Source organism: Pontibacillus chungwhensis BH030062, assembly GCF_000770675.1.
GTDB classification, from domain to species: Bacteria; Bacillota; Bacilli; order Bacillales; family BH030062; genus Pontibacillus; species Pontibacillus chungwhensis.
The window spans coordinates 82,714-103,289 of record NZ_AVBG01000004.1 but is presented as its reverse complement, the minus strand read 5'-3'; the positions used below and the strand labels follow the sequence as shown (position 1 = coordinate 103,289).

Below are 20,576 nucleotides of genomic sequence, written 5' to 3'. Positions count from 1 at the left end.
TTAGGTTAATAACCAGGTGTAAAAGGGGGGATTTTATGGGGATAATCCAGACGCATGAATGGGTTCAAGAGCTAGTGGAAGAGTACGAAGAGAAAAGGTCTTCTGATTTTTATTATTCTCAACTGAAGAAGATTGGTGAACCGGTCAGCAAGCACTTTCCTTCTTCAACTCCCGAAGAAGTTCTATATCACTTGCAACAAAATGGCTTATTTCAACCTGGAGAATGGCGAAAAATTAAACCGTTATTAAAGTCAATGAGGGATATAGAAATTTGGAAGACAATTGAAGTAGAATTCGTGAGGCTGAAGAAGCAATGGAAAGGGCCTGACATTCCGATCTATGTGTTTCCGATCACCCGTGGTTATGATAAAAGACAGGAAAAAAACAAAAACGGATTGGCTATTAAAGAAGCGGTTTTTCTCTTTCTCTCAGCTACGCATAGTTCAAATGAGCTAAAAGCCATATTAGCCCATGAATACCATCACGTATGTCGCATGAATGTACAAAAACTAAATGAAGTGGAACTGCGTCTTGACGATTTACTTGTCTTGGAAGGCACCGCAGAGCAAGTTGTAAAGAGAGTTTATGGAAAGGGATATATGGCCCCGTGGACGACGGCTTTTAAGGAAAATGAAATTAAACCTTATTGGAACAAATACCTTGTCCCTGTGTTAGATTCAAAAGACCATGAGCAAAATATGAAACTGATGTATGGGAATAAATTTGGACGCCCGCCAAAGTGGATGGGGTACAATGCAGCTTATCATCTTGTGAATGCATTTTGCAGAAAGAAAGGGCTTCAGAAAATCGAAGACTTGTTTCACGTTTCGGCAGAAGAAGTTATAAGAGAGTCTACTTTTGTCAGACCTCGTAGCTAGTAATTATTGAGGTAATATTTAACTCTTACGAAGGTAAAATCGCAATAACTCCCCTCCTTAAAGGAGAGGAGTTATGATGTTGCATTAGCAAAAACATTAATCTTATCATCATGTTTGGAAAACGGTAACTTTCAAACAGTTTAAGATTTACAGCAACGATAAATGCGAAATCCCAAGTGTTCCTTGCAGATTTCAACAAATTCTACGTGCTCATCCCAAAGCTCATATAAGGATTCTGGAATGACAGGGCTCATTTTCATATCAGAAATGGGGCTCTCCTCTAAATTTGATGGAATGTCTAGGCACTTAATGTTTGTAAAACCTGCTGCTTCCATTTCTTCCTTCCATTGTGATTCCGAATAAATTTCTTGAATATGATAAAGGTTCTTGACCTGCTTTTTCACAGTATCAGAAAGAGATTGCTCTGCTGTCATTTCCATAAATAGAGCCGTTCCTGTAGGGGTGAGGACGCGATTAATCTCTTTGAGGGCTTGTGGTATTTTTGTAAAACTAAGAGTGGATTCTGTGAAAACGAACTGAAAGCTTTCGTCTTTAAAAGGGAGATGTTCTACATCTCCTTCTAAAAATATGGCATCCGTTTTTCGCTCTTTTGCTTTTTGTATCATAAGCGGGTGATTATCGATTCCCGTGACTTCACACCCAAATGTTTCCCGTATATATTCAGACGATTGCCCAGTCCCGCAACCTATATCTAAGACATGAAGATCTCTATCTAAGTGTTCTTTTTGGAAAACTTGTTTACTTAATTCAAATCCTCCTGGATGAGCCCCGCCTATTCCAAAGTGAGCTAATAAATCTAAATAATCGTTTGTCATCGCGATTCTCCTGTTTCTTCGTTTTCCTATTAAACTATGTGCTCAAGCAGGCTTTGTGAAAACAAAAAGATCCAGCCTGCTGAGCAGGCTGGATCTTTTTACATCATTTAAAGATTAACACTTCCAAATTTAGCATTCACTCCGTTCCCTTCCGACAAGGAGAGTGTTCCATTTCCTAGCTTCCATTCATAGGAGGTGTTGCCGGCTAAGTCTTGTGCATGATTGGGTTCACCTAATTGATAGAATAAAGTCCACTGGTGAAGAGCAGCTTCTAGATCCTCGACACCAACATGAATCGTTTCAAATGGTAAGGAATTTAGATTTTCAGAGTTATTAGGCTTATTCGGTTCACCGCTCCATTCAATAAGAAATGGCAGGGGAGAGGAGGAATCGGTATTCGGGAAAAGCATGCGCCAGCTCAATTGGCGACCATCTGGAGTCGTTCTGTTTCCTTCGAAAGGTCCTTGATAGTCAAGATTTTCGGCTTCCCAATGTTCAATAAGCTGGTCCATTTGCGATGTTCTAAGTGCAAATGTAAAAGGTCCTTCTACATCTTTGTCGTGTGCTTGGACAGTTTGTTGGATTAAAGGATTATCTGAATCTGTTGCTGTATCGTAATCCGTGATTCCAATCCATTCTATGTAAGCACTATTTTCAAAGAATGCTAAATGGTTGTATGTGCCCCATTGTTTATGTTCGCCACCCTTTTCTCCTCGAATACCATGCTTACCTTTCATATCCTGCTGCGATTTCTCTGGAGATTTTGCTAAAACCACTAAATGATCGAAATCCATTAGGACGCCTCCTTAAACAATTTATAAGCTATTTACCCTTCGGTAAGGATTTACAAACAGATTGTTCCCATGCATTTTCTAATATTAAAACGGATTTGTTGCCCATTGCAGGGACTGTTTAATAAAGATACGAGGGTGCAGCTTTAACTGACTAACCATATATTCAGCAATGTCTTCAGGTTGCATGTATTTTTCCTTATCTTGTTCCTCAAGTTTGGCACCAAAGGCTAGTTCTGTGGCAACGAGGCTAGGGTTTAACGTGAAGACTCGTATGTTTTGACGGCGAACTTCTTGCATCAAAGCCTCAGTCATTCCTTGGATTGCGAACTTGGATGCGCTGTAAGAGGTGGAACCGGCAGTCCCTTTTAACCCATTGCTTGAAGAGATGTTTATAATGTCACCCTGGTTATTATCAATCATGTGGGGGAGAACCGTTCTTGTAACGTGATAGGTTCCAAACACGTTCACTTCAAATGTGTGCTTCCACTCATCTGGTTCTATTTCGAGAAATGATCCGTTTGATCCTATTGCAGCGTTATTCACTAGTATATCGGCTGGGCCAATGTGCTGTTTCAGGTCATCTACAGCTTTCTCTACCTCTTCAAGGCTTGCTATATCAGCTACTGCATAGCTAGCCTTCACCCCGTAAGAAGTAGCTTCTTCTTTGACTTCCTTCAGTTTGCTCTCTGTTCTTGCTATAAGTCCGAGGTGAATGCCTTCTTTAGCGAATTGAATAGCGGTTGCACGTCCAATTCCGCTACTAGCTCCTGTAATATAAGCGATTTTTCCTTTAACATTTTGTGCCATTCTACTCATCCTTTCTATATCAATAGTGTAAGCGCAATCTGAAACAACCTCAAAAAAACTGCTTTCCATTCGAGATGTTTCGTTTTGAGTATAAGCGGTAATACATGATTACGTAAGCACATCCATACAACTTTTTACAATCACAATTTTTTATAAAGGAGAATTTGAATATGCGTAAGAACCTAAAACATTATATTAACGGTGAATGGGTTGAATCAACGGGGAATGAGACATACAACGTTATTAACCCTGCAACGGAAGAACCAATGGGGCAAATCAGCTTAGGAACTAAGGAAGACTTAGATAAAGCTGTTCAAGCAGCCAAAGAGGCCTTCCCAAGCTTCTCGCAAACTTCTAAAGAAGAGCGCATTGAAATGCTAGAGAACATTGCTGAAGCATATGCACGTCGTAAAGATGAATTTATTGATGTAATGACGGACGAATTAGGAGCACCTCTTAAAATTTCAGAGAAGGTTCACTATAGCATGGGCTATAATCATTTTGCTCAAGCGGCTGAATCTCTTAAGAATATTGAATTTATGGAAGACCGTGGCAACCATACGGTAGTAAAGGAATCGGTTGGTGTAAGTGGGTTAATCACACCATGGAACTTCCCGACAAACCAAGCTTCAACTAAAATTGCCAGCGCGTTTGCCGCCGGTAGCCCAGTTGTATTAAAGCCCGCTGAGATGACGCCATTTGCTGCTATTATGTTAGCAGAGATCTTCGATGAAGTAGGCGTGCCTAAGGGGGCTTTCAACCTGGTTAACGGTACAGGCGAAACGATTGGTGATGGCATTAGCTCACACCCTGATATTGACTTTGTATCCTTTACAGGTTCAGCAGGAGTTGGAGCTAAAGTTATGCAAAATGCATCTGAAACGATTAAAAACGTTGCTCTTGAACTAGGCGGTAAATCTCCATTAATCGTTCTTGAAGATGCAGATATGAAAGATGCTGCTAGAAATGCTGTTAGTCATATCGCAACGAACACGGGTCAAGTTTGTTCTGCCGCTACCCGCATGCTTGTCCCAGCTTCTAAGAAAGAAGAATTTGAACAAGCCGTTCTAGAAGTGCTACCTGAATTCCCTGTAGGTCACCCTCGTGAAGGAAATTATGTTGGACCACTTGTATCCAAGAAGCAGTGGGATACGGTTCAATCCTATATCGAAAAAGGAATTGATGAAGGTGCAAATCTTATAGCTGGTGGTACTGGTCTTCCGGAAGGTTTAGAAAAGGGCTATTATGCTAAGCCAACAATCTTCACAGACGTGTCCAATGATATGGTTATTGCACAAGAAGAAATCTTTGGACCGGTCATGAGTATTATTACGTATGACACGATTGATCATGCGATTGAAATTGGAAATGACGTTGTTTATGGACTAGCTGGTTATGTATACGGTAAAGATCCAGAGACACTTAAAAAAGTCGCGACATCTATCCGCGCAGGTCGTATTAAAGTAAATGATGCATCACACGATTTTGCAGCGCCATTTGGTGGTTATAAGCAGTCTGGTATTGGCCGTGAGTGGGGCGATTATGGAATTGAAGAATATCTTGAGAAAAAAGCGATTCTTGGGTTCCCATCTTAAATTGTTGATTGATTAAGTAAGAGCTATTCTCCTAAAAGAGGAGAGTAGCTCTTCTTTTTGTATGGATGAACAAAAGAAGTTTTTAAATAGTTTAGTAGCTACACTTGACGGAATTACATTTAGCTGATATAGTAGGTATTAATTATTCTTGTTCGTTTACGAGTGAAAGAAAAAGTAACTATTAAGTCACTTTCGTCTGGAATGAATATGCAGAGCAATAATAGTAATACAATGTGGACTTGATCCACGCAGGAGGTAACAATTATGTTACAAGGTACAGTTAAATGGTTCAACGCTGAAAAAGGTTTCGGTTTCATCGAAGTAGAAGGTCAAGACGATGTATTCGTTCATTTCTCTGCTATTCAAGACGAAGGCTTCAAAACATTAGAAGAAAACCAAACGGTTTCATTCGAAATCGTTGAAGGTAACCGTGGCCCACAAGCTGCGAACGTTCAAAAGTAATTTATTACTTGCGATAAAAAAGACTGCCATTTTTGGCAGTCTTTTTTTATACCATTTTGTAGATGATATAACCGACAATCATGAACACGATTAGGAGCCCTGTTCCTTTCCATCCCATTCTTCCCACTACATGACCCAAACTGAAATAGTCTACGGTAGTCCAATTTTTATCTTCCTTTAAATACTTTCTACCGCTTGTTTCTCTCATACGTTTACGTCTCTCTTTAGAGGTTTCCTTTTGATGGTTCATATGAATCTCCTTTTAAACAATGGAAATAGTTTATATGATATAGTATCACAATTGAAGAATAAAACATCAATGACATCATTAAACAAGTTTATCTACGAAGTATGCATTGAAACCTTCGAGAATAGAAGAGTCTATTGAGAATATAGCTACCACTGCATATGGAATAAAATGGTATGTTGTGCTATTTTGTAATTAAGGAGGTGGAGACGAATGAATGCGTTCAACGTTGATGTTATACAAATGAAAAAGAATCACCACTCAATTGGTGCTAGAACAGCTGAGCTTCTAAAAGAGCGAGGGAAGATAGAGATGCTAGAGAGCATCACAAAAGATAGCATTGATTATGAGAGTATGGAAGATGTGTTCTCTCAATTTGCGCCCCATCTATTAGAAGAGTTAGAGGGATTTGGAGAAATGCAACAGATCCCTGCAAAAAAGGCTGCAGCTTTGTTTAGTGGATACGATGTTCCGAGAGTGGTTTCCATGGGGTGCACGGCTTATGGGACGAACTCCTTTTATGTTAGAAATTATGATTTCTCTCCCGATTTCTATGATGGTATTTTTAGCATCATTAAACCAGACCAGGGGTTTGCTTCAGCTGGATACAACCTTCAAGGTATTGGACGACACGATGGAGTCAACGAAAAAGGGGTAGTAGTTGGCCTTCATTTCGTGAGTAATACTCATTACGCGAAAGGAATATCAGCCTGGACTACGGTGCGGATCATTTTAGATACGTGTTCATCTGTTGAAGAAGCTATCAATCTTTTAAAAGATATCCCTCATGCAGCCTGTTACAATTTCTCGCTTGGTGACCCGGGTAATTTCGCTGTTGTAGAAGCAAGTCCAAAAGGAGTCAGTATACGTCGGGATAAAGAGTTTCTTTCATGTTTTAACAACTTTAAGCAACCAAATATGAAAGACAAGAACAGGTCAAGTATAGAAGGATCTCTAAAGCGAGAGCATTATTTACAACGGTATGAAAAAGAAACGTTAAGTCGTGAAGAGCTGTTTCAAATGTTTTCCGATCCTGCCTCTCCTTTATTTTTTACAAAGTATGACGATTTGTTTGGGACACTACATACATTTTCTTATTCATTTCAAGAGAGCAGGATCGTCACCACGATTGCCAGAGGCGCGAAGGGACTGGATTTTCGATTTCCGGATTGGTTGAATGGGGAAGATGTCAAAGTCCAGCGATTATATGGAGCTATTGAGATGTAGGTAATCTTCGTTTTTCAAGCAGGCGCAGTACTAATTTATCCATCGATCATATGAGTTTGCATGCAAAGTTGCTTCTATAGGAAAGGAATGGTTCGATGTATTTGAATGAGGGTCCTTTAGCTATTGGAATCATTTTATTGTTGTTTGCGTATATGGTTGGTATAAAGAAGCATACATGGTTGCTAAGTGGGTTCAATCAGCGTCGAGTTCGAGATAAGGAAAGGTTATCCAGGTTAGTTGGCCACTTAGATTTATCCACCGGCCTTGTTCTGATTGTTTCAGGGGTATTAACTCCACCACCTCAGCTTCCTGCGGTTATGGGCATAATAGTCACGCTCATAGCTATAGCGCACGTTGGTATGATTATTTACGTACAGAAGAATATGGTTGAATAGCTCGTTATTAAAAGGATGCCTAAAGTTTGAAAAGAGGGAACTTTTCTCCTTTGTCGTCGTAGGTATAGTAAAAGGGAAATGATACAGCTTCCGATATGCAGACTATTTAACAATCGAAGGAGATTTATTTATGAGTGGAAAACGAATTGTGCTAGAGATATTTAGTTGGAGCAAGGTCATTGTATTTGTACTCGTGTTTTCTGTTGCCATTACTACTTTCCTCCTGCAACCGTTTAAAGTAAGTGGAGAATCTATGGAACCGACTTTAGATGGGGTGGATCTTAAAGAAGGAGACATGAAAGGGGATCGACTATGGGTATTTAAAAGTGCCTACACACTTGGTCAACAACCTGAATACAAGGATGTGGTTGTTGTCGATAACCGTTTAGATGAAAAACGTACCGTAAAGGACAAGCTTCTTGAGAGTCCGGTTGTAAATATGGTTTTTGGTGATAAAAATCAAGACAACTATTGGGTGAAACGCGTAATCGGGGAGCCTGGGGACACGATCGAGTATAAAAATGGGGATCTCTATCGAAATGGTAAGGTCCTTGAAGAGGCATACATTAAAGAAGAGATGCTCAGTTCTTTTGAGAAAGTGGTTGTACCAGAAGGGCATGTGTTCGTAATGGGAGATAATCGTAATAACAGTCACGATAGCCGGGCAGTGGGATCAATTCCGGTTGATCACCTCGTAGGTCAAGTCTTCTTGCGGTTTTATCCTTTTGATCAATTGAAAACCTTTTAATAAAAGATTTTCAATTGATGTTGTTACTAAAATCAACAATAAACATTAAAAGAGCATTATAAAAAGCCACCCAAACGATCGGGTGGCTTTTGTGTGGAACCTATTAATTGTGGAATATTTGATGTTCTGAAATAATAAGCATATTGCCTTTATAAATAATCATTAGATTGGACAGATGAGGAGGTTTCATATATGCAGTTTTTAGTTATGCTTATGGTGTTTGTAGGCGGTATAGGTGTGGCCGTACAATCCTCTGTTAACGGTGGATTAGGTCAAAAGATAGGAGTTTTTGAAGGGGCGTTTGTCTCCTTTTTGGTCGGAGCAGTAACGCTGTTTTTAGTTATGCTTTTCTTTGGGAAAGGAAATATTGTGCAAGTATTTTCTGTGCCGAAATGGCAGCTAATTGGTGGTGTGCTAGGGGCTTTCTTCGTATCAACAATGGTTTTGGCTGTTCCGCGGATAGGGGTCGGAGCTGCAATCTTCACGCTGATCTCAGCGCAACTGATTGCGAGCTCCTTGATTGATCACTTTGGGTGGCTTGGAATGAAACAGATTCCGCTCGACTGGTCACGTATATCAGGTATGATCCTTATGATCGTAGCCATTATTTTATATACGAAGAAATAGAAAGATGAACTTCGTTACCAATCATGTCCTTATAAGTGGAGACTTTTTTCTCGAGCATCTGCTCTGTATCTTGCAGTTCTCTAATTTGTTGCTGGATAGACGCACGATGATCTTCTAATAATTGCAAACGCTTGTTAGCCGTATGCTCACCTTCTTGCAAGAGCTTTACATATTCTTGAATGCTTGAAACAGGCATATGGGTTTCGCGTAGTTTTAGAACGAAACGAAGCCATTTGACCTGTTGTTCTGTGTAATTCCGTACACCGGCATGATTTCGATTAGATTCTAAAATGCCTTCTTGTTCATAATAACGAAGCGTATGAGGTTTGATGTTTAATTTCTCTGCTACTTGGCTTATGGAATACATGGGGAATCCTCCTTAGCATATACCTCGCGCATGAATGCTTGACTTCAAGTGCACTTTAACGAGTAGGCTTATAGTGTATCACATAATAAAGAGGAGGATCATGTATGGCATATACAGTTATTACCGGAGCAAGTTCAGGGATTGGGTATGAAGCAGCGATTGCATTCGCCGAACGAGGAAAGGACCTTATTCTAGTTGCTCGTCGGGAAGAGAAATTGGAAGAGCTAAAATCAGAGATCCAACAACGGCACAATGTGGATGTGGTTGTTAAACCGGCTGATCTAGCTGAGCCTGAGAACGTCCACGCTCTTTATGAAGACATCAAGTCCTATTCGTTAGAAACATTTGTGAACAACGCTGGATTTGGGAACTTTGATCCAGTAGCAGATCAAGATCTTGGAAAAATTCAAAAAATGCTTCGTTTAAATGTTGAAGCATTAACAGTTCTTTCAACATTATTTGTACGTGATTATGAAAAACAAGAAGGAACGCAACTTTTAAATATTTCATCAGCCGGCGGGTACAACATCGTTGGTGGCGCTGTTACGTACTGCTCGACTAAATTTTACGTGAGTGCATTTACAGAAGGTCTGGCTCAAGAGCTCCAAGGAAAAGGCGCTAAGATGAGAGCGAAAGTACTTGCACCTGCAGCTACGGAAACAGAATTTATGAAGCGCTCGTTTGATGTAGAAGATATATCTTACGAAGGAAACGTTCCTCAGTACCATACTGCAAAAGAAATGGCTCATTTCTTACTAGACCTTTACGATAGTAACAAAGTAGTTGGAATTGTAGATGGTGAAACATACGAGTTCCACTTAAAGGATCCGATTTATCCGTATGTAGAACGTTCATCCAAATAAATTTTATTAAAGGAACTCCCAATTCGGGAGTTCCTTTTTTTAGTCATATTTTCTATCTCCGTTCATTTTGAAAGCTTTTTCAATTTCGCTTAGAGAAGAGTGAAGGGGTGAACATATCTATTCCGTAACTAAGGCATACTATGAACAACTTTCTAAAAGGAGTAGATAAACATGTCTCAAAAAGGACCATCCAAGCACAATCAAAAAACCGCAGAAATTGCTAAAAAGAATAAAAAATACGAAGCTGAATTAGCTGATGATATGCAAAAGGGAAATTCAAAACATCAGAGTCAGAAAAAGAGTGGAAGACAAGCAAATAAAAAGTAAATGTTTAAAAGGGAAGTCGTAGGTAAGGCCAAATCTCATATGAGATTTGGTCTCTTCTTTTTACCTTATATATCAACGATTATTTGATAGTAACATTTGATATATCATACGAAATCGGACCCAAATAGCACACCGTCAATGGATATTGTTGGTGTGCTGTTTCCTGTGTAATTAAGAAAGTTATTTACAATACTTATTTTCTTATTTGAAGTAGGTAATTGTTATATTATGTTAAAATATAAGGTGGGTTTTGTGAAAGATTGTACTTAAACTAAAGGGGCAGGTTAGTTGAATAAGGGCAACTTAAGATCAAACATAATGAATTTACAACCTTAGGTGAACGGGGGACTTTTAGTGAATGAAGAATTTGTTAAATCTTTATATAAATCAATAATTGAAGAAAACATCGAACTATACAAAGGTTTATTTGAAACAACAAATCCTAATGGCTCAACTGATGAATATTTTGGAGAAGCTTTAAGCTTTTATAATTCCTTGGATAAAAAACATAAAGAGGTTTTCTTCAAAATCATTGAACAAACAATGATTGATACAGTTTCAAATACGCTTGGGGTAATTGACGGAAGCTCTAAACTTGTAGAGTGTGCAGTAGAGCCGAAGTTGCTGCTCGACTCAAAAGATACTGAAGGAGAACTTCAGGATTGTTTTCTTGAGTTCATGGAAGAAAATGAATTACATAAATAATATTTAACATTAATAGCATTGTTTTGCTAACGGGTGCGATTGTTGAACAAGAACAGTCGCTTCTTTCAATAGCGGAGCAGGCTTGATTAGGGGGATTATATGATAAAGAAAAAGGCATTACTCGTCGTTACGCTTTTACTACTTACAATTTCTTTAATAGGCTGCTTAAAAGAAGATACAGTTAAGGGAGAAATTAAAGGTACTATTGAAGAAAAGTATCCACAACAAAATATGATATTAGTACTGGATAATTCTAATACACGAAACAAAATTCCTGTTGATGATATTGAAAAATATGAAATAGGAGACAAAGTAGAAATTACTGTGTATATGGATCCTGAAAAAAACGGTGCTACAACATATGAAAATTCGAAATTCGTAATAAAAAAGTAAATTAACTCTCTTTGGAAAAGGGATAAAATTTCTCCATAACTTATTAAACTATTGGGTGCGATAGTGAAATAAGGAGTTGTCGATGCGGCAGCTTCTATTGTGTTAATGGGGCAGAAGAGTTGAAGAACTTCTAACTATGCAAACATTGGATTAAGAAAGAAAAATCGAAGTATCCCGATTTAGTCTTCTAAAAAGTGAGGGTTTTAATGAAACGTCAGTTAACTTATAAATGTATAGTCATTACTAAAGACCGAAAGAGCATTTTGCTTGATAAAACATATGAAATGGATACTTTATCGTTTCCATCTTTTATTCCCGATACTCAACATGTTGCGATCACAAACCATATTAATGTTTTTTTAAGAAAGAATTATAATATAGAGACTAATGTATTAAGGATATTTAAAGAAATCAATAACATAAGAATATATGAAATTGAAATTTTAGACGAACCTGGGTCATTACATAAAAATTTTGTTTGGGTAGATATATCTAATCTTCTTCAAGATCATTTAAATACTTTCGATCAATATATTTTAAAAGATTGGGTAGATGCAACAGAAAGCCAACCCCTCCCATGGGTTAAGGCTGGTTGGAGAAATGAGATGGAAAAGAAAGTAACCAATATGCTTGGGAATGATTTAGAATTTGAACAAATGAGAAGTTGGGAACGTTCAGCTTTATTTAAAATTTATTCTAAAGGAAGAAATTTTTACTTAAAGACAGTACCAGATGTCTTTAAACACGAGGTGTTAATCAGTGAATATTTGTATCAACGCCACCCCACATATATACCTGAAATCTTTGATGTAAATCAGGAAGAGCAATGGTATATCATGGAGGAATTAACTGGACCTTTACTTGGACAAAAAAAGAGAATTGAATATTGGAGAGAAGCATTGTTTAGATTAGCAAAAATTCAAAAAGAATCAGTTTCGCATGTTACCAAATTACAAGGAATGGATTGTCCTGAAAGATCAGTATCAACCATTATTCGAGAGTACCTTAAATCTTCGTTAGATAGCTTACACGAGACAAAATACATAACAGATCACAGCTACTCTGAATTTATTAGTCAACTTCCGAAAATTTTTAGTAAATGTAATCGAATAGATTTTACAAATATACCATTTACAATAGAACATGGGGATTTCTTTGGTGGAAATATTATTATTCATAATAATGAACCTAAGATTTACGATTGGTCAGACAGTACAATTTCACATCCTTTTCTTAGTATTATAGTGCTGTTAGAAGAAGTGAAAGAATTTTTTTCAAATACTGAAGCCGAGCAATTACTTAACGAATACTTAGAACATTGGACGGAGTACGATACTAAAGAAAACCTCTATTATGAGTATTGCACTTTGAAAACAATTGCCCCTAGTTACTATTTGTCTTTATATGAAACATTTATTTTCCCGTCCTTTAAAGATAATTTGGATAAAAAACAAATTATCGATAGTTACATTAAAGAATGGAAATTACGCCTTGAATAATTGAGCACTTTGCTTTAGTTATTAAGTAAAAATGCTATTTACCTTCTTTAACTAAAGGGTGCGATTGTTGAACAAGAGCGGTCGCTTCTTACGTTAACGGAGCAGGATAGATGAAGAAAAAAGGAGTATATGCGTTTGGGTAAATATCTTTATTTAATCTTCAGTTTTTGCGTACTTTTATTTATTGTCGGATGTAACCAAGAATCAGCATCGGACTGGCAACCTTCAAAAGATGCAGCCATTGAATCGGGGCTAAAACAAGAAGAGGCAGACCGTGATTCTATCTTATCCATTGAAGAATATGAAGACGAGACATTTGTGTTTTACGAGTATATGGGTGGTTTGGGTGTAGCAAACATAATTGAAAGTGAAAAAGGATATGTTTGGAGAAGAAGCCAGCCTTATACTGATTTTGAGACTGGAGGAGATTTAGCTTATTCTACATCTGGTTTTGAAATCAAAACGAAAACAGGATTATCTGCCTCAGTATTAATTGGGAGAACTTTCGTTTCTTCTATTAAGGAAATGAAGCTTTTAGGTGATGGAGCTGAAAGAAAACTAAAGGTATCTGGTGATAGCGGATTCTTTTATGCTATACATAAAATGCCTACTGATTCAGTCGACGTTTCTCCAGTAGTAAACTAAAAAAATAAAAATCAATGCTTATTGGAGTAAAGGGTACGATTGTTAAACAAGAGTAATTGCTTCCACCACCATTGACAATAGAGTTTGCGGAACAGTAATAGAAGGAGGCATATAAATTGTTGAGATTATTAGCACTTATACTATCAATTATTTCAGTAGTAACAGTGTTCTTTAGTTTAAATATTGCAATCTTAATACTTGGAACATCTCTGCTACTATTTGGTTTTAATAATTTAAAAATAAAAAACAAATCAATGGGCTACACTTATTTGACTTCTGGGGCTGTGTTTATAATAGGAAGTTGTATTAAAGTTTTTTACTAATGTAGTTATTCAACTATCGGGTGCTTTAATTAAATAAGGAGATCATCTACTTCTTAATAATGGTAAGTGGTATTAGAGTTAAAGGAATTGGGGGGATCTTGTAATTATGGACATAGGGCAATTCGAACACCATATTAAGCAGCTTTTTAAAGAGAATTTATTAGAAAAGTTTAATGATGATTACGGCTTTACTTATAAATCCAATAATTCGATATCAAAAATTGGATATTCAACAAATTTATCCATTGAATCTATTGAAGAAGCCGCGAAGAACGATGTTGATTTGATGATTACCCATCACGATGCATGGGATTTTATTTATGGTTTGAAAGAGGAGTGCTTAAAAAAATTACAAGAGTATGATATTAGTCATTTTTGGATTCACGGTCCTTTAGATTTTATCGAATTTGGTACTTGTACTTCTCTTATGAATGTTATCGGTATAGATAACATAATTAGATATTCGTTTTATCATAATGGGGATGTTCCTGGTATAGGTGAATTTAGCGAGCCTATCGATTTTAAGGTACTCGTTCAAAAAATGAGAAATGAATTAGAGGAGCCAGTTAGAGCATGGAGGAATAACTATAAGCTAGTAAAAAAGGTAGGAGTACTGACAGGTGCAGGACATTCTTCAAACCATATAAAGATGGCAGTGGAAGCAGGTTGTGATACATATATAACTGGGGAAGCAACATTATACACTATTCAATATGCTCAATTTGTAGGCATTAACCTTTTAGTTGGCAGTCACACTTTTACAGAAATATTCGGAGTAGAAAGTCTAGCTAATAAGCTCAAACATTTAGATAAAGATATCGAACTTGTTAAGTTAAAGGAAGAACATTTTGAATTTAATCATAATTGATTTCACGTCTTTCTAACTTTATGAAGATCTGTAATTCAGCTAACGGGTGCGATTGTTGAATAAGAGCAGTTATTCTCAGTAAACTCCCATTAGTAACTCCTCCTATTCAGTATTTTCATCTCCTTTTGAGCATTACAGTTTATATAGGGAATTGAAGAAACAAAAAACAACCTTGCTCTGCACTAAATGTTTTTTTAATCGGATAAAAACAAGAGGTGAACTATATAAAACATTTAAGCTTTAATGAAATGTCAATAACATTCTTGATAGTGACATTCGTACTTTATGCTATTTGCATTATACTTTATGGAATTGAAATTATTTTCAGTTGGATACCACTTGCATCCGTTGTCGTGAGTTCTCCAATTGCTTATTTATTAGTTAAACTTCAATATTCAGACAAAGATGAATAAAATTCCATAGAGACCTATCAAAATTCCACACTATCAATGGATGATACTTTAGAGAACCTTCTAGAGAAAACTATTAATTAAACAAACAAAGAAGTTAGTTCCCTCATAACGATCGGGTGAGATTGCTTTACAAGGGCCGTTGCTTGTTGCGTGATCTTATCTTTCCTTAAGAAAAGTAGTTAGGTTTCTATAAAGGAAAACTTAATTCTGAGTTTAATTTTTATACTAAATGACAGTATGAACAGGAGTGAGAAAGCCGCAAGAAATAACACTCAAAAGGGCTTGGGATTAGTTCCAAGCCTTTTTTAACAATACTTATAGAGAAGCGCTAGCACCGTTCTCATATTCATCAATAAAAGCCAAAACATCGATAAAGTAAAGCTCGTTGTAATTACTTATCGGATGTTTTTTTACATAACTTTTAATCATCTCATGAGCAAATGCATATCCGATCATCTGAGGGATTCCTTTATTTGAATCACCAAAACATAATTGGCTTTTAATTCTGTCGTCAGTTGTGTCTATCTCTTGTTTTGCTTTGCTCCAATACTCCAATTCTAACTCTCTAGAAAGATCCTTTTTCCACCACCTTTTGTCTTCATACAAGTTGAGACTGAAAAACTCCGCTGTTCCCTCCATTTTGTACCATTCACCTAAAGTGAAGGTTTCTAGTGTTAATTCGTATATCGGGTTATTAGGAGATGCGTGGTGCAATTCGTGAGCAATCAAGTACCTTAAAAATTGCTCGTCTGGATTTGGAGGGATTGCTAGTTGAATGCTATTTGGACTATTTGTGAACCCATTGGTCCAAATGCTTCTATCTAAGTTTTTAAACCAAGGGAATGGTAAAGCAGGTACGACTGTTACTTTCACTTCATCTAACGTTATATGTTGTCGTACTTGCAATATTGTATCTTCAATAATTTCTCGAACTCTTCCTGTGTCCCACTGATAAGCCAAAGCTTCTTCTTGACTAAAGCTTTTGAATTGTAGCAGTTTAAAGCGTAGAGCAATTTGCTCCCATTCCTTCATCCAGCTCTTATTATTAATCAAAGGTCTTAATTCGGTTGACAAAAAATCTTCTAATGTATCTTTTTTTGTATATAGTTCTTCTGGTGTTAGTTGGTTTATTTCATTCAAGATAACCCCTCCTATAACACCGAATATTAACATATATAGAAAATTTAGTTAAATAAAAGAGTCTGACACAACAGTAAGTGTATCATTCTTCAACTCTTAGGCTTGGAAGCTTCGATAACAAAAAAATTTAGGGATTTATTGAGTAACATAATACTGAACATCACTTGGTATTTAATGTTAAAATTAGGTCGTAAGTATTGGTGTACTAATGGAAAGTAATCTTTAGTAAGGATTTTTTCCTTTTGATTAATATTCATTCAGGAGATATGTATTAAAGGAGTGTTTATCTGTGGAATTAGAAAGTAAACATCTTGAGAGAGATTTAAAAATTCCTAGGGATCGCCAAACTATGCTTAGTCAAATTGAGCAAGACTTAATAAACGATGAAAATGTATTAGCTGTTTTTTATGGAGGTTCAATAGGAAAGCAAAATACAGATTTATATTCGGACATTGACCTTCGTATACTTGTTAAAGATGAAGTATTTGAAGAATATAGGTTGACTAAAAAAGAGAGAGCTAAAAACTGGGGGAACGTATTGTATTTCGAAGATATCCCCTGGGCGACTTACACTGTTGCCCACTATGATTCTTTCATAAAGGTTGATGCATTTTATTATAAAACAGAATTTATTCAACCATCTACGTGGTTACAAAACATTAATATTGTTTATGATAAAACAGGATTTATGGGAGAAGTATTAGTGAAATCAGAGATACTATCATACAGTCCATCTTTTCAAGAAGTGGAAATATGGAGAACTAAATTTTTTGCATATGTTCACGAAGCTTATCGAAGGGTAAACAGAAAAGAAATGTTCTATGCTTTAAGTTGTCTGGATAATTTAAGGCTGTCTATGGTAACAGCTTGGTATATGGATAAAGGATTACAACCTAATGCATTCGGAGATTGGGCAAAATATGAAGGTGAGAGAAGCGAATTGGATAGTTGGCAGCTTTCACTTTTAGCCAGTTGGCATAGCAGTAGAGAAGCGCATGATTTAATGAACGTAATTGAAAAAATCATTCCTGAATTCAAAAAAACACATAAGAGTCTATGTGAAAAGGTAGGAATAGAAGAAAATCCCGAGTGGGTAGATGAAATTTTTGGAATGGTTTTTTAAATAACAAGCATTCATTTTGGGGTGCTTTTTTATTGTTTAACTAAAGGGTGCAATTGTTGAAGAAGAGCAGTCGCTTCTTTCATTAACGAGGCAGTTTAATTGAATAAGCTATAAAAGGAGCGTCAGGATGAATAGCTTAAATCAGTTAAAAATTTTTGGATTGTACTTAACGGTCTCTATCTTTTTAATTGGTTGTTCGAATAGTGAGGATAGTATTAAGATTGAGGGGTATGTTGTAGAAGTTGAAAAAAATAGAATATTAGTTGTCGAAAATATAACAAAAGATGCATATGAACAATTGCAGGATAACAGTAGTGACGAGTTAATGGAACAAGAAGAAGACTTAATTTACTTAGAGACTAAAAGTTCAAATTTCAATATAGGAGATAAAGTTCAAGCGATGGTATCGGGAGTAGATACATCCTATCCAGCACAAGCTTATCCAGATAAAATTAAAAAAGAATAGAAAAGGCTGCCTTATTAAACAAACGGGTGCAATAGTGAAATAAGGAGTTGTCGATGCGGCAGCTCCTATTGTGTTAATGCGGCAGTAGAGTTGAACAAGACTTAAATAGAAAGTGTGGGGGATGAGGTGAAGTTAATTAAAATTCTGTTGTTATTTTCTATAATTGGTTCGCTGGTTGCTTCCAATAACGGAGAATATTATACATTTGAGAATAAAGATGAAGCAGAACAAGAGATTGGTGATTTTCATACTCCCTCTATGCCCAAAAAATATATAATAAAAAAAATAACGTATGATAATGATGGCTTTACCCACCCAATAACAAAAGTGTTTTATCAGAAGGGAAGTCATAAGATTACGTTCATGATTGGATCATCATGGTTTGATAATAGCCCAAAACAGAAAGTTGATACCGATAAAATAAATGACATAGTTTGGATTTCAAAAGAAAAAGAATATGTATTAAAGTGGAGAAACTCAGACAAGAAAAGTTATAAATATCTATTCACAAGAGATGAAGGAGATAAAGTATGGTTAATCTCCATTGCAGAAAATTATTGAACTAACGTGTGCAATAGTTTAATAAGGGTATTAAGTACCTGGGTGAGTCTATCTTTAGACAAGTATTATAAAAAATACATAAATATAAGGTGAAAAAATGTTAAAAATTTCAACAGATAGATTAATAATTAGAGATCATATTGAAAAAGACCTTTATCCAATGCATGAATTACTATCTAATCGAAAAGAAATGTATTATTTACCTGAATTGAGAACAAACAGCATCACAGGTACAAATGAAAATTTACAGGTTGCAATAAATGAATCAAAAACAAATAAAAGAAGCAAATTCTTTTTTGCCATCACCGATAAATATACAGGAGATTATATTGGTGAAATAGGGTTTATAAGAACGAATAGAAGTATCTTTGGGGATATCATGGAATTAGGATATTTTATAAAAGAAATATATTGGGGGAAAGGAATTGTTACAGAGGCATCAAAAAGTATAATGAGCTACGCCTTCAATAATTGGAACACTAGAAAGGTAGTAACAGGCTGTGTAGTAGAAAATAAGGCGTCAGAAGGAATAATGAAAAAGCTGGGGATGATTAAGGAAGCCGAATTAAAGAATCATGTTGTTTTACATAATAAGCTCCACGATAGAGTGGAGTATCGAATTCTAAAGGAAGAATGGGGAGAATTGTATAAGGACAACAATACCATAGGGGATAGATTTAGTTGAAAAAGTATTACTTTTTAGGGGGAGAAATATAAGGAAGATAACGTTTTATCGAATGATAACATAATTGGCATTTAATGTTAAAGTGGACTTTTAGGGAAAAGTCAATTATATGGATTACGTTACTAAACCTGAATTTGATTTAAAGGGCCTTTGGGCGATTTAGTTTTCCTCTATTAAAGTTAAGAGGCAGATGGTTAAATTTGGTCTGATAAGGGGCGGTATAAAGGGAGGGGTTTGGTTGAACAAATGGTGGGGACTGTGGTGGATTTGTATACCCATTTTCATTGTGTCCTATATTTATTCAATGATTATATCTAGTAAAATTGTTTATTTACCGCAATCAGAATGCAAACCAAAGTTTATCTTTACACCTCAAGATGTTCAGTATTGTAGTGATATTTATGCGATTGATGTGTTTTTAATTGCCTTAAAGACTAACCCAATTATTTATATTTCAATATTAACTGGACTTTATATAATGGGATTTTTAGTTTTTGTTTTAATCAATAAAATACGGAGAAGGAAATGATCGAACTAACGGGTGCTAAACATTAAATAACATAAGGGAGAAGACGATGGTAAAACGAAAACTTTTAACAGCTTTAATTACTCTATTAATATCAGTTCCCTTATACAGTTTTATGTCTAAAGGGACCACCTCTGACTACGTTGTTACTTATTTCTTAATTTTAACTACTGCAATTTCATGCGGTACACTTTTATCGATTTTCATTTCTTATCTTGAAAACAAGGTAAATCTTCATAGACTATCCTTGCGATTTATCCTCCATATTATTATAGCCTTACTGTTAATAGCTATTTTTGTTAAAAGTAATTACTTCCAAATCACCCTTTATTTAGCTATCCCAGTGGCTTTTGGTTATTTCGTAATAGATGAATGGTTAAGAACGATGTTTAAGAAACCTTTTAAAGCATAGTTTGAGATAAACTAAATTCTTAATATAAATTTCTCGATTTCAACCAGCGGGGGAGATTGTTGAAGAAGAGTATTTGTTTCTTTCATTAACGGAGCAGTAGGATTCAATAAGGATATTAGAAGACTAAAGCTGTGAACTATTACATTTAACCTATAGGGTGATAAAGTGAAGAAGAGCAACGTTTGATGGGGAGACCGTTCTGTCACAAAAATGGCAGCTTCATTACCCTCTCTTTCTTCTACATTTGTTAGGCAAATGTCACCCTTAATATTAAAATATACTTCTCTTTCCTTAGCTCCATACCCCCTAACAATTGCTGAACTTCTCCCCCAATTAATACTGTTGCGATTAAGGTTTATTTCTCCTATGAGGAATTACATGCGTCTCCCAAATGTTCAATTCTCGTTCTGTTAAAAACATCAGAATTCGCTTCCCGACTTTAGGTTCTTTTATTTTCCTGACGGGATTACAATTGAACGCTAGAATCAGCTAAATATAGTTTTAGACCACTTGTAGTAACCTCGTTAATTTGGCTATTCCCAACATAATCTATTAGCAGTTTCATTTGAAGTTCATATGCACTAAGTATTTGTGATTAAAATCCTTCATACCTTTTGTCTTGCTCCGAAGATTTGGGAGCTTCG

Annotated in this window: 25 protein-coding genes; 19 read left to right on the top strand and 6 right to left on the bottom strand. The window is 36.1% G+C overall.

Annotated features, from left to right (window positions below):
* Positions 1-35: 35 nt before the first annotated feature.
* Positions 36-878, top strand: a complete 843-nt coding sequence (locus tag N780_RS07220) for a DUF2268 domain-containing putative Zn-dependent protease (protein ID WP_036781905.1) — start codon at positions 36-38, stop codon at positions 876-878.
* A gap of 140 nt (positions 879-1,018) precedes the next feature.
* Here the strand turns inward: N780_RS07220 and N780_RS07215 are convergent, their stop codons facing one another.
* The 3 genes from N780_RS07215 to N780_RS07205 all read right to left on the bottom strand — a co-directional run bounded on the left by N780_RS07215 (position 1,019) and on the right by N780_RS07205 (position 3,315).
* The gene (locus tag N780_RS07215) at positions 1,019-1,714 is read right to left on the bottom strand and encodes a class I SAM-dependent methyltransferase (RefSeq protein ID WP_036781903.1); all 696 of its coding nucleotides are present in this window, start codon (positions 1,712-1,714) and stop codon (positions 1,019-1,021) included.
* Positions 1,715-1,821: 107 nt separating this feature from the next.
* Positions 1,822-2,508, bottom strand: a complete 687-nt coding sequence (locus N780_RS07210) for a VOC family protein (RefSeq protein ID WP_052114942.1) — start codon at positions 2,506-2,508, stop codon at positions 1,822-1,824.
* Positions 2,509-2,592: 84 nt separating this feature from the next.
* Entirely contained in the window at positions 2,593-3,315 is a 723-nt protein-coding gene (locus N780_RS07205; RefSeq protein WP_036781901.1) for a 3-ketoacyl-ACP reductase, read from the bottom strand.
* 170 nt (positions 3,316-3,485) lie between these two features.
* Between N780_RS07205 and N780_RS07200 the strand changes: the two genes are divergently transcribed.
* The gene (locus N780_RS07200) at positions 3,486-4,910 is read left to right on the top strand and encodes an aldehyde dehydrogenase family protein (protein ID WP_036781899.1); all 1,425 of its coding nucleotides are present in this window, start codon (positions 3,486-3,488) and stop codon (positions 4,908-4,910) included.
* A gap of 264 nt (positions 4,911-5,174) precedes the next feature.
* A complete protein-coding gene (locus N780_RS07195; RefSeq protein ID WP_027446191.1) occupies positions 5,175-5,372 on the top strand; it encodes a cold-shock protein in 198 nt (65 codons plus the stop codon).
* Positions 5,373-5,418: 46 nt separating this feature from the next.
* On the opposite strand, the gene N780_RS07190 is transcribed toward N780_RS07195, so the two are convergent.
* Entirely contained in the window at positions 5,419-5,622 is a 204-nt protein-coding gene (locus N780_RS07190; protein WP_036781896.1) for a DUF6366 family protein, read from the bottom strand.
* A 210-nt stretch (positions 5,623-5,832) separates the two neighbouring features.
* On the opposite strand from N780_RS07190, the gene N780_RS07185 reads away from it, so the two are divergent.
* From N780_RS07185 to N780_RS07170, 4 genes are all read left to right on the top strand, one after another.
* Positions 5,833-6,846 (top strand): C45 family autoproteolytic acyltransferase/hydrolase, encoded by a 1,014-nt coding sequence (locus N780_RS07185; protein ID WP_036781894.1) that lies wholly within the window; start codon positions 5,833-5,835, stop codon positions 6,844-6,846.
* Between the two features lie 95 nt (positions 6,847-6,941).
* Positions 6,942-7,241, top strand: coding sequence for a DUF3784 domain-containing protein (locus N780_RS07180; protein WP_036781893.1), 300 nt, complete (start codon positions 6,942-6,944; stop codon positions 7,239-7,241).
* 130 nt (positions 7,242-7,371) lie between these two features.
* On the top strand, positions 7,372-7,989 hold the full coding sequence (lepB, locus tag N780_RS07175; protein WP_036781892.1) for a signal peptidase I: 618 nt from the start codon (positions 7,372-7,374) through the stop codon (positions 7,987-7,989).
* 192 nt (positions 7,990-8,181) lie between these two features.
* Positions 8,182-8,616, top strand: coding sequence for a DMT family transporter (locus N780_RS07170; protein ID WP_036781891.1), 435 nt, complete (start codon positions 8,182-8,184; stop codon positions 8,614-8,616).
* Here N780_RS07170 and N780_RS07165 read toward each other — a convergent pair.
* Positions 8,594-8,983 (bottom strand): MerR family transcriptional regulator, encoded by a 390-nt coding sequence (locus N780_RS07165; protein ID WP_036781890.1) that lies wholly within the window; start codon positions 8,981-8,983, stop codon positions 8,594-8,596. The two genes, N780_RS07170 and N780_RS07165, sit on opposite strands and share 23 nt — an antisense overlap.
* A gap of 104 nt (positions 8,984-9,087) precedes the next feature.
* Here N780_RS07165 and N780_RS07160 point away from each other — a divergent pair, with 104 nt between their 5' ends.
* From N780_RS07160 to N780_RS07130, 7 genes are all read left to right on the top strand, one after another.
* Positions 9,088-9,846, top strand: a complete 759-nt coding sequence (locus N780_RS07160; RefSeq protein ID WP_036781888.1) for an SDR family NAD(P)-dependent oxidoreductase — start codon at positions 9,088-9,090, stop codon at positions 9,844-9,846.
* Between the two features lie 171 nt (positions 9,847-10,017).
* Complete coding sequence (locus N780_RS19745) at positions 10,018-10,173, top strand: hypothetical protein (protein WP_156969104.1); 156 nt, start codon at positions 10,018-10,020, stop codon at positions 10,171-10,173.
* A 354-nt stretch (positions 10,174-10,527) separates the two neighbouring features.
* Positions 10,528-10,878, top strand: a complete 351-nt coding sequence (locus N780_RS07155) for a hypothetical protein (RefSeq protein ID WP_036781886.1) — start codon at positions 10,528-10,530, stop codon at positions 10,876-10,878.
* Between the two features lie 99 nt (positions 10,879-10,977).
* Positions 10,978-11,271, top strand: coding sequence for a hypothetical protein (locus N780_RS07150; protein ID WP_036781884.1), 294 nt, complete (start codon positions 10,978-10,980; stop codon positions 11,269-11,271).
* A 206-nt stretch (positions 11,272-11,477) separates the two neighbouring features.
* Positions 11,478-12,770 (top strand): aminoglycoside phosphotransferase family protein, encoded by a 1,293-nt coding sequence (locus N780_RS07145; protein ID WP_036781882.1) that lies wholly within the window; start codon positions 11,478-11,480, stop codon positions 12,768-12,770.
* 135 nt (positions 12,771-12,905) lie between these two features.
* On the top strand, positions 12,906-13,415 hold the full coding sequence (locus tag N780_RS07140; RefSeq protein WP_036781880.1) for a hypothetical protein: 510 nt from the start codon (positions 12,906-12,908) through the stop codon (positions 13,413-13,415).
* Positions 13,416-13,844: 429 nt separating this feature from the next.
* Positions 13,845-14,606 carry a Nif3-like dinuclear metal center hexameric protein gene (locus tag N780_RS07130; RefSeq protein WP_036781876.1) on the top strand — a complete coding sequence of 254 codons (762 nt, stop codon included), beginning with the start codon at positions 13,845-13,847 and terminating at the stop codon, positions 14,604-14,606.
* Between the two features lie 728 nt (positions 14,607-15,334).
* On the opposite strand, the gene N780_RS07125 is transcribed toward N780_RS07130, so the two are convergent.
* Entirely contained in the window at positions 15,335-16,159 is an 825-nt protein-coding gene (locus tag N780_RS07125; protein WP_036781874.1) for a DUF2268 domain-containing putative Zn-dependent protease, read from the bottom strand.
* Positions 16,160-16,448: 289 nt separating this feature from the next.
* Between N780_RS07125 and N780_RS07120 the strand changes: the two genes are divergently transcribed.
* From N780_RS07120 to N780_RS20355, 5 genes are all read left to right on the top strand, one after another.
* Complete coding sequence (locus N780_RS07120) at positions 16,449-17,282, top strand: hypothetical protein (RefSeq protein ID WP_036781872.1); 834 nt, start codon at positions 16,449-16,451, stop codon at positions 17,280-17,282.
* Between the two features lie 127 nt (positions 17,283-17,409).
* Positions 17,410-17,748, top strand: coding sequence for a DUF3221 domain-containing protein (locus N780_RS07115; RefSeq protein ID WP_036781870.1), 339 nt, complete (start codon positions 17,410-17,412; stop codon positions 17,746-17,748).
* Positions 17,749-17,874: 126 nt separating this feature from the next.
* Positions 17,875-18,309, top strand: coding sequence for a hypothetical protein (locus tag N780_RS07110; protein WP_036781868.1), 435 nt, complete (start codon positions 17,875-17,877; stop codon positions 18,307-18,309).
* Positions 18,310-18,406: 97 nt separating this feature from the next.
* A complete protein-coding gene (locus tag N780_RS07105; RefSeq protein ID WP_052114940.1) occupies positions 18,407-18,994 on the top strand; it encodes a GNAT family N-acetyltransferase in 588 nt (195 codons plus the stop codon).
* 190 nt (positions 18,995-19,184) lie between these two features.
* A complete protein-coding gene (locus tag N780_RS20355) occupies positions 19,185-19,523 on the top strand; it encodes a DUF4306 domain-containing protein (protein ID WP_036781866.1) in 339 nt (112 codons plus the stop codon).
* Positions 19,524-20,576 lie beyond the last annotated feature (1,053 nt).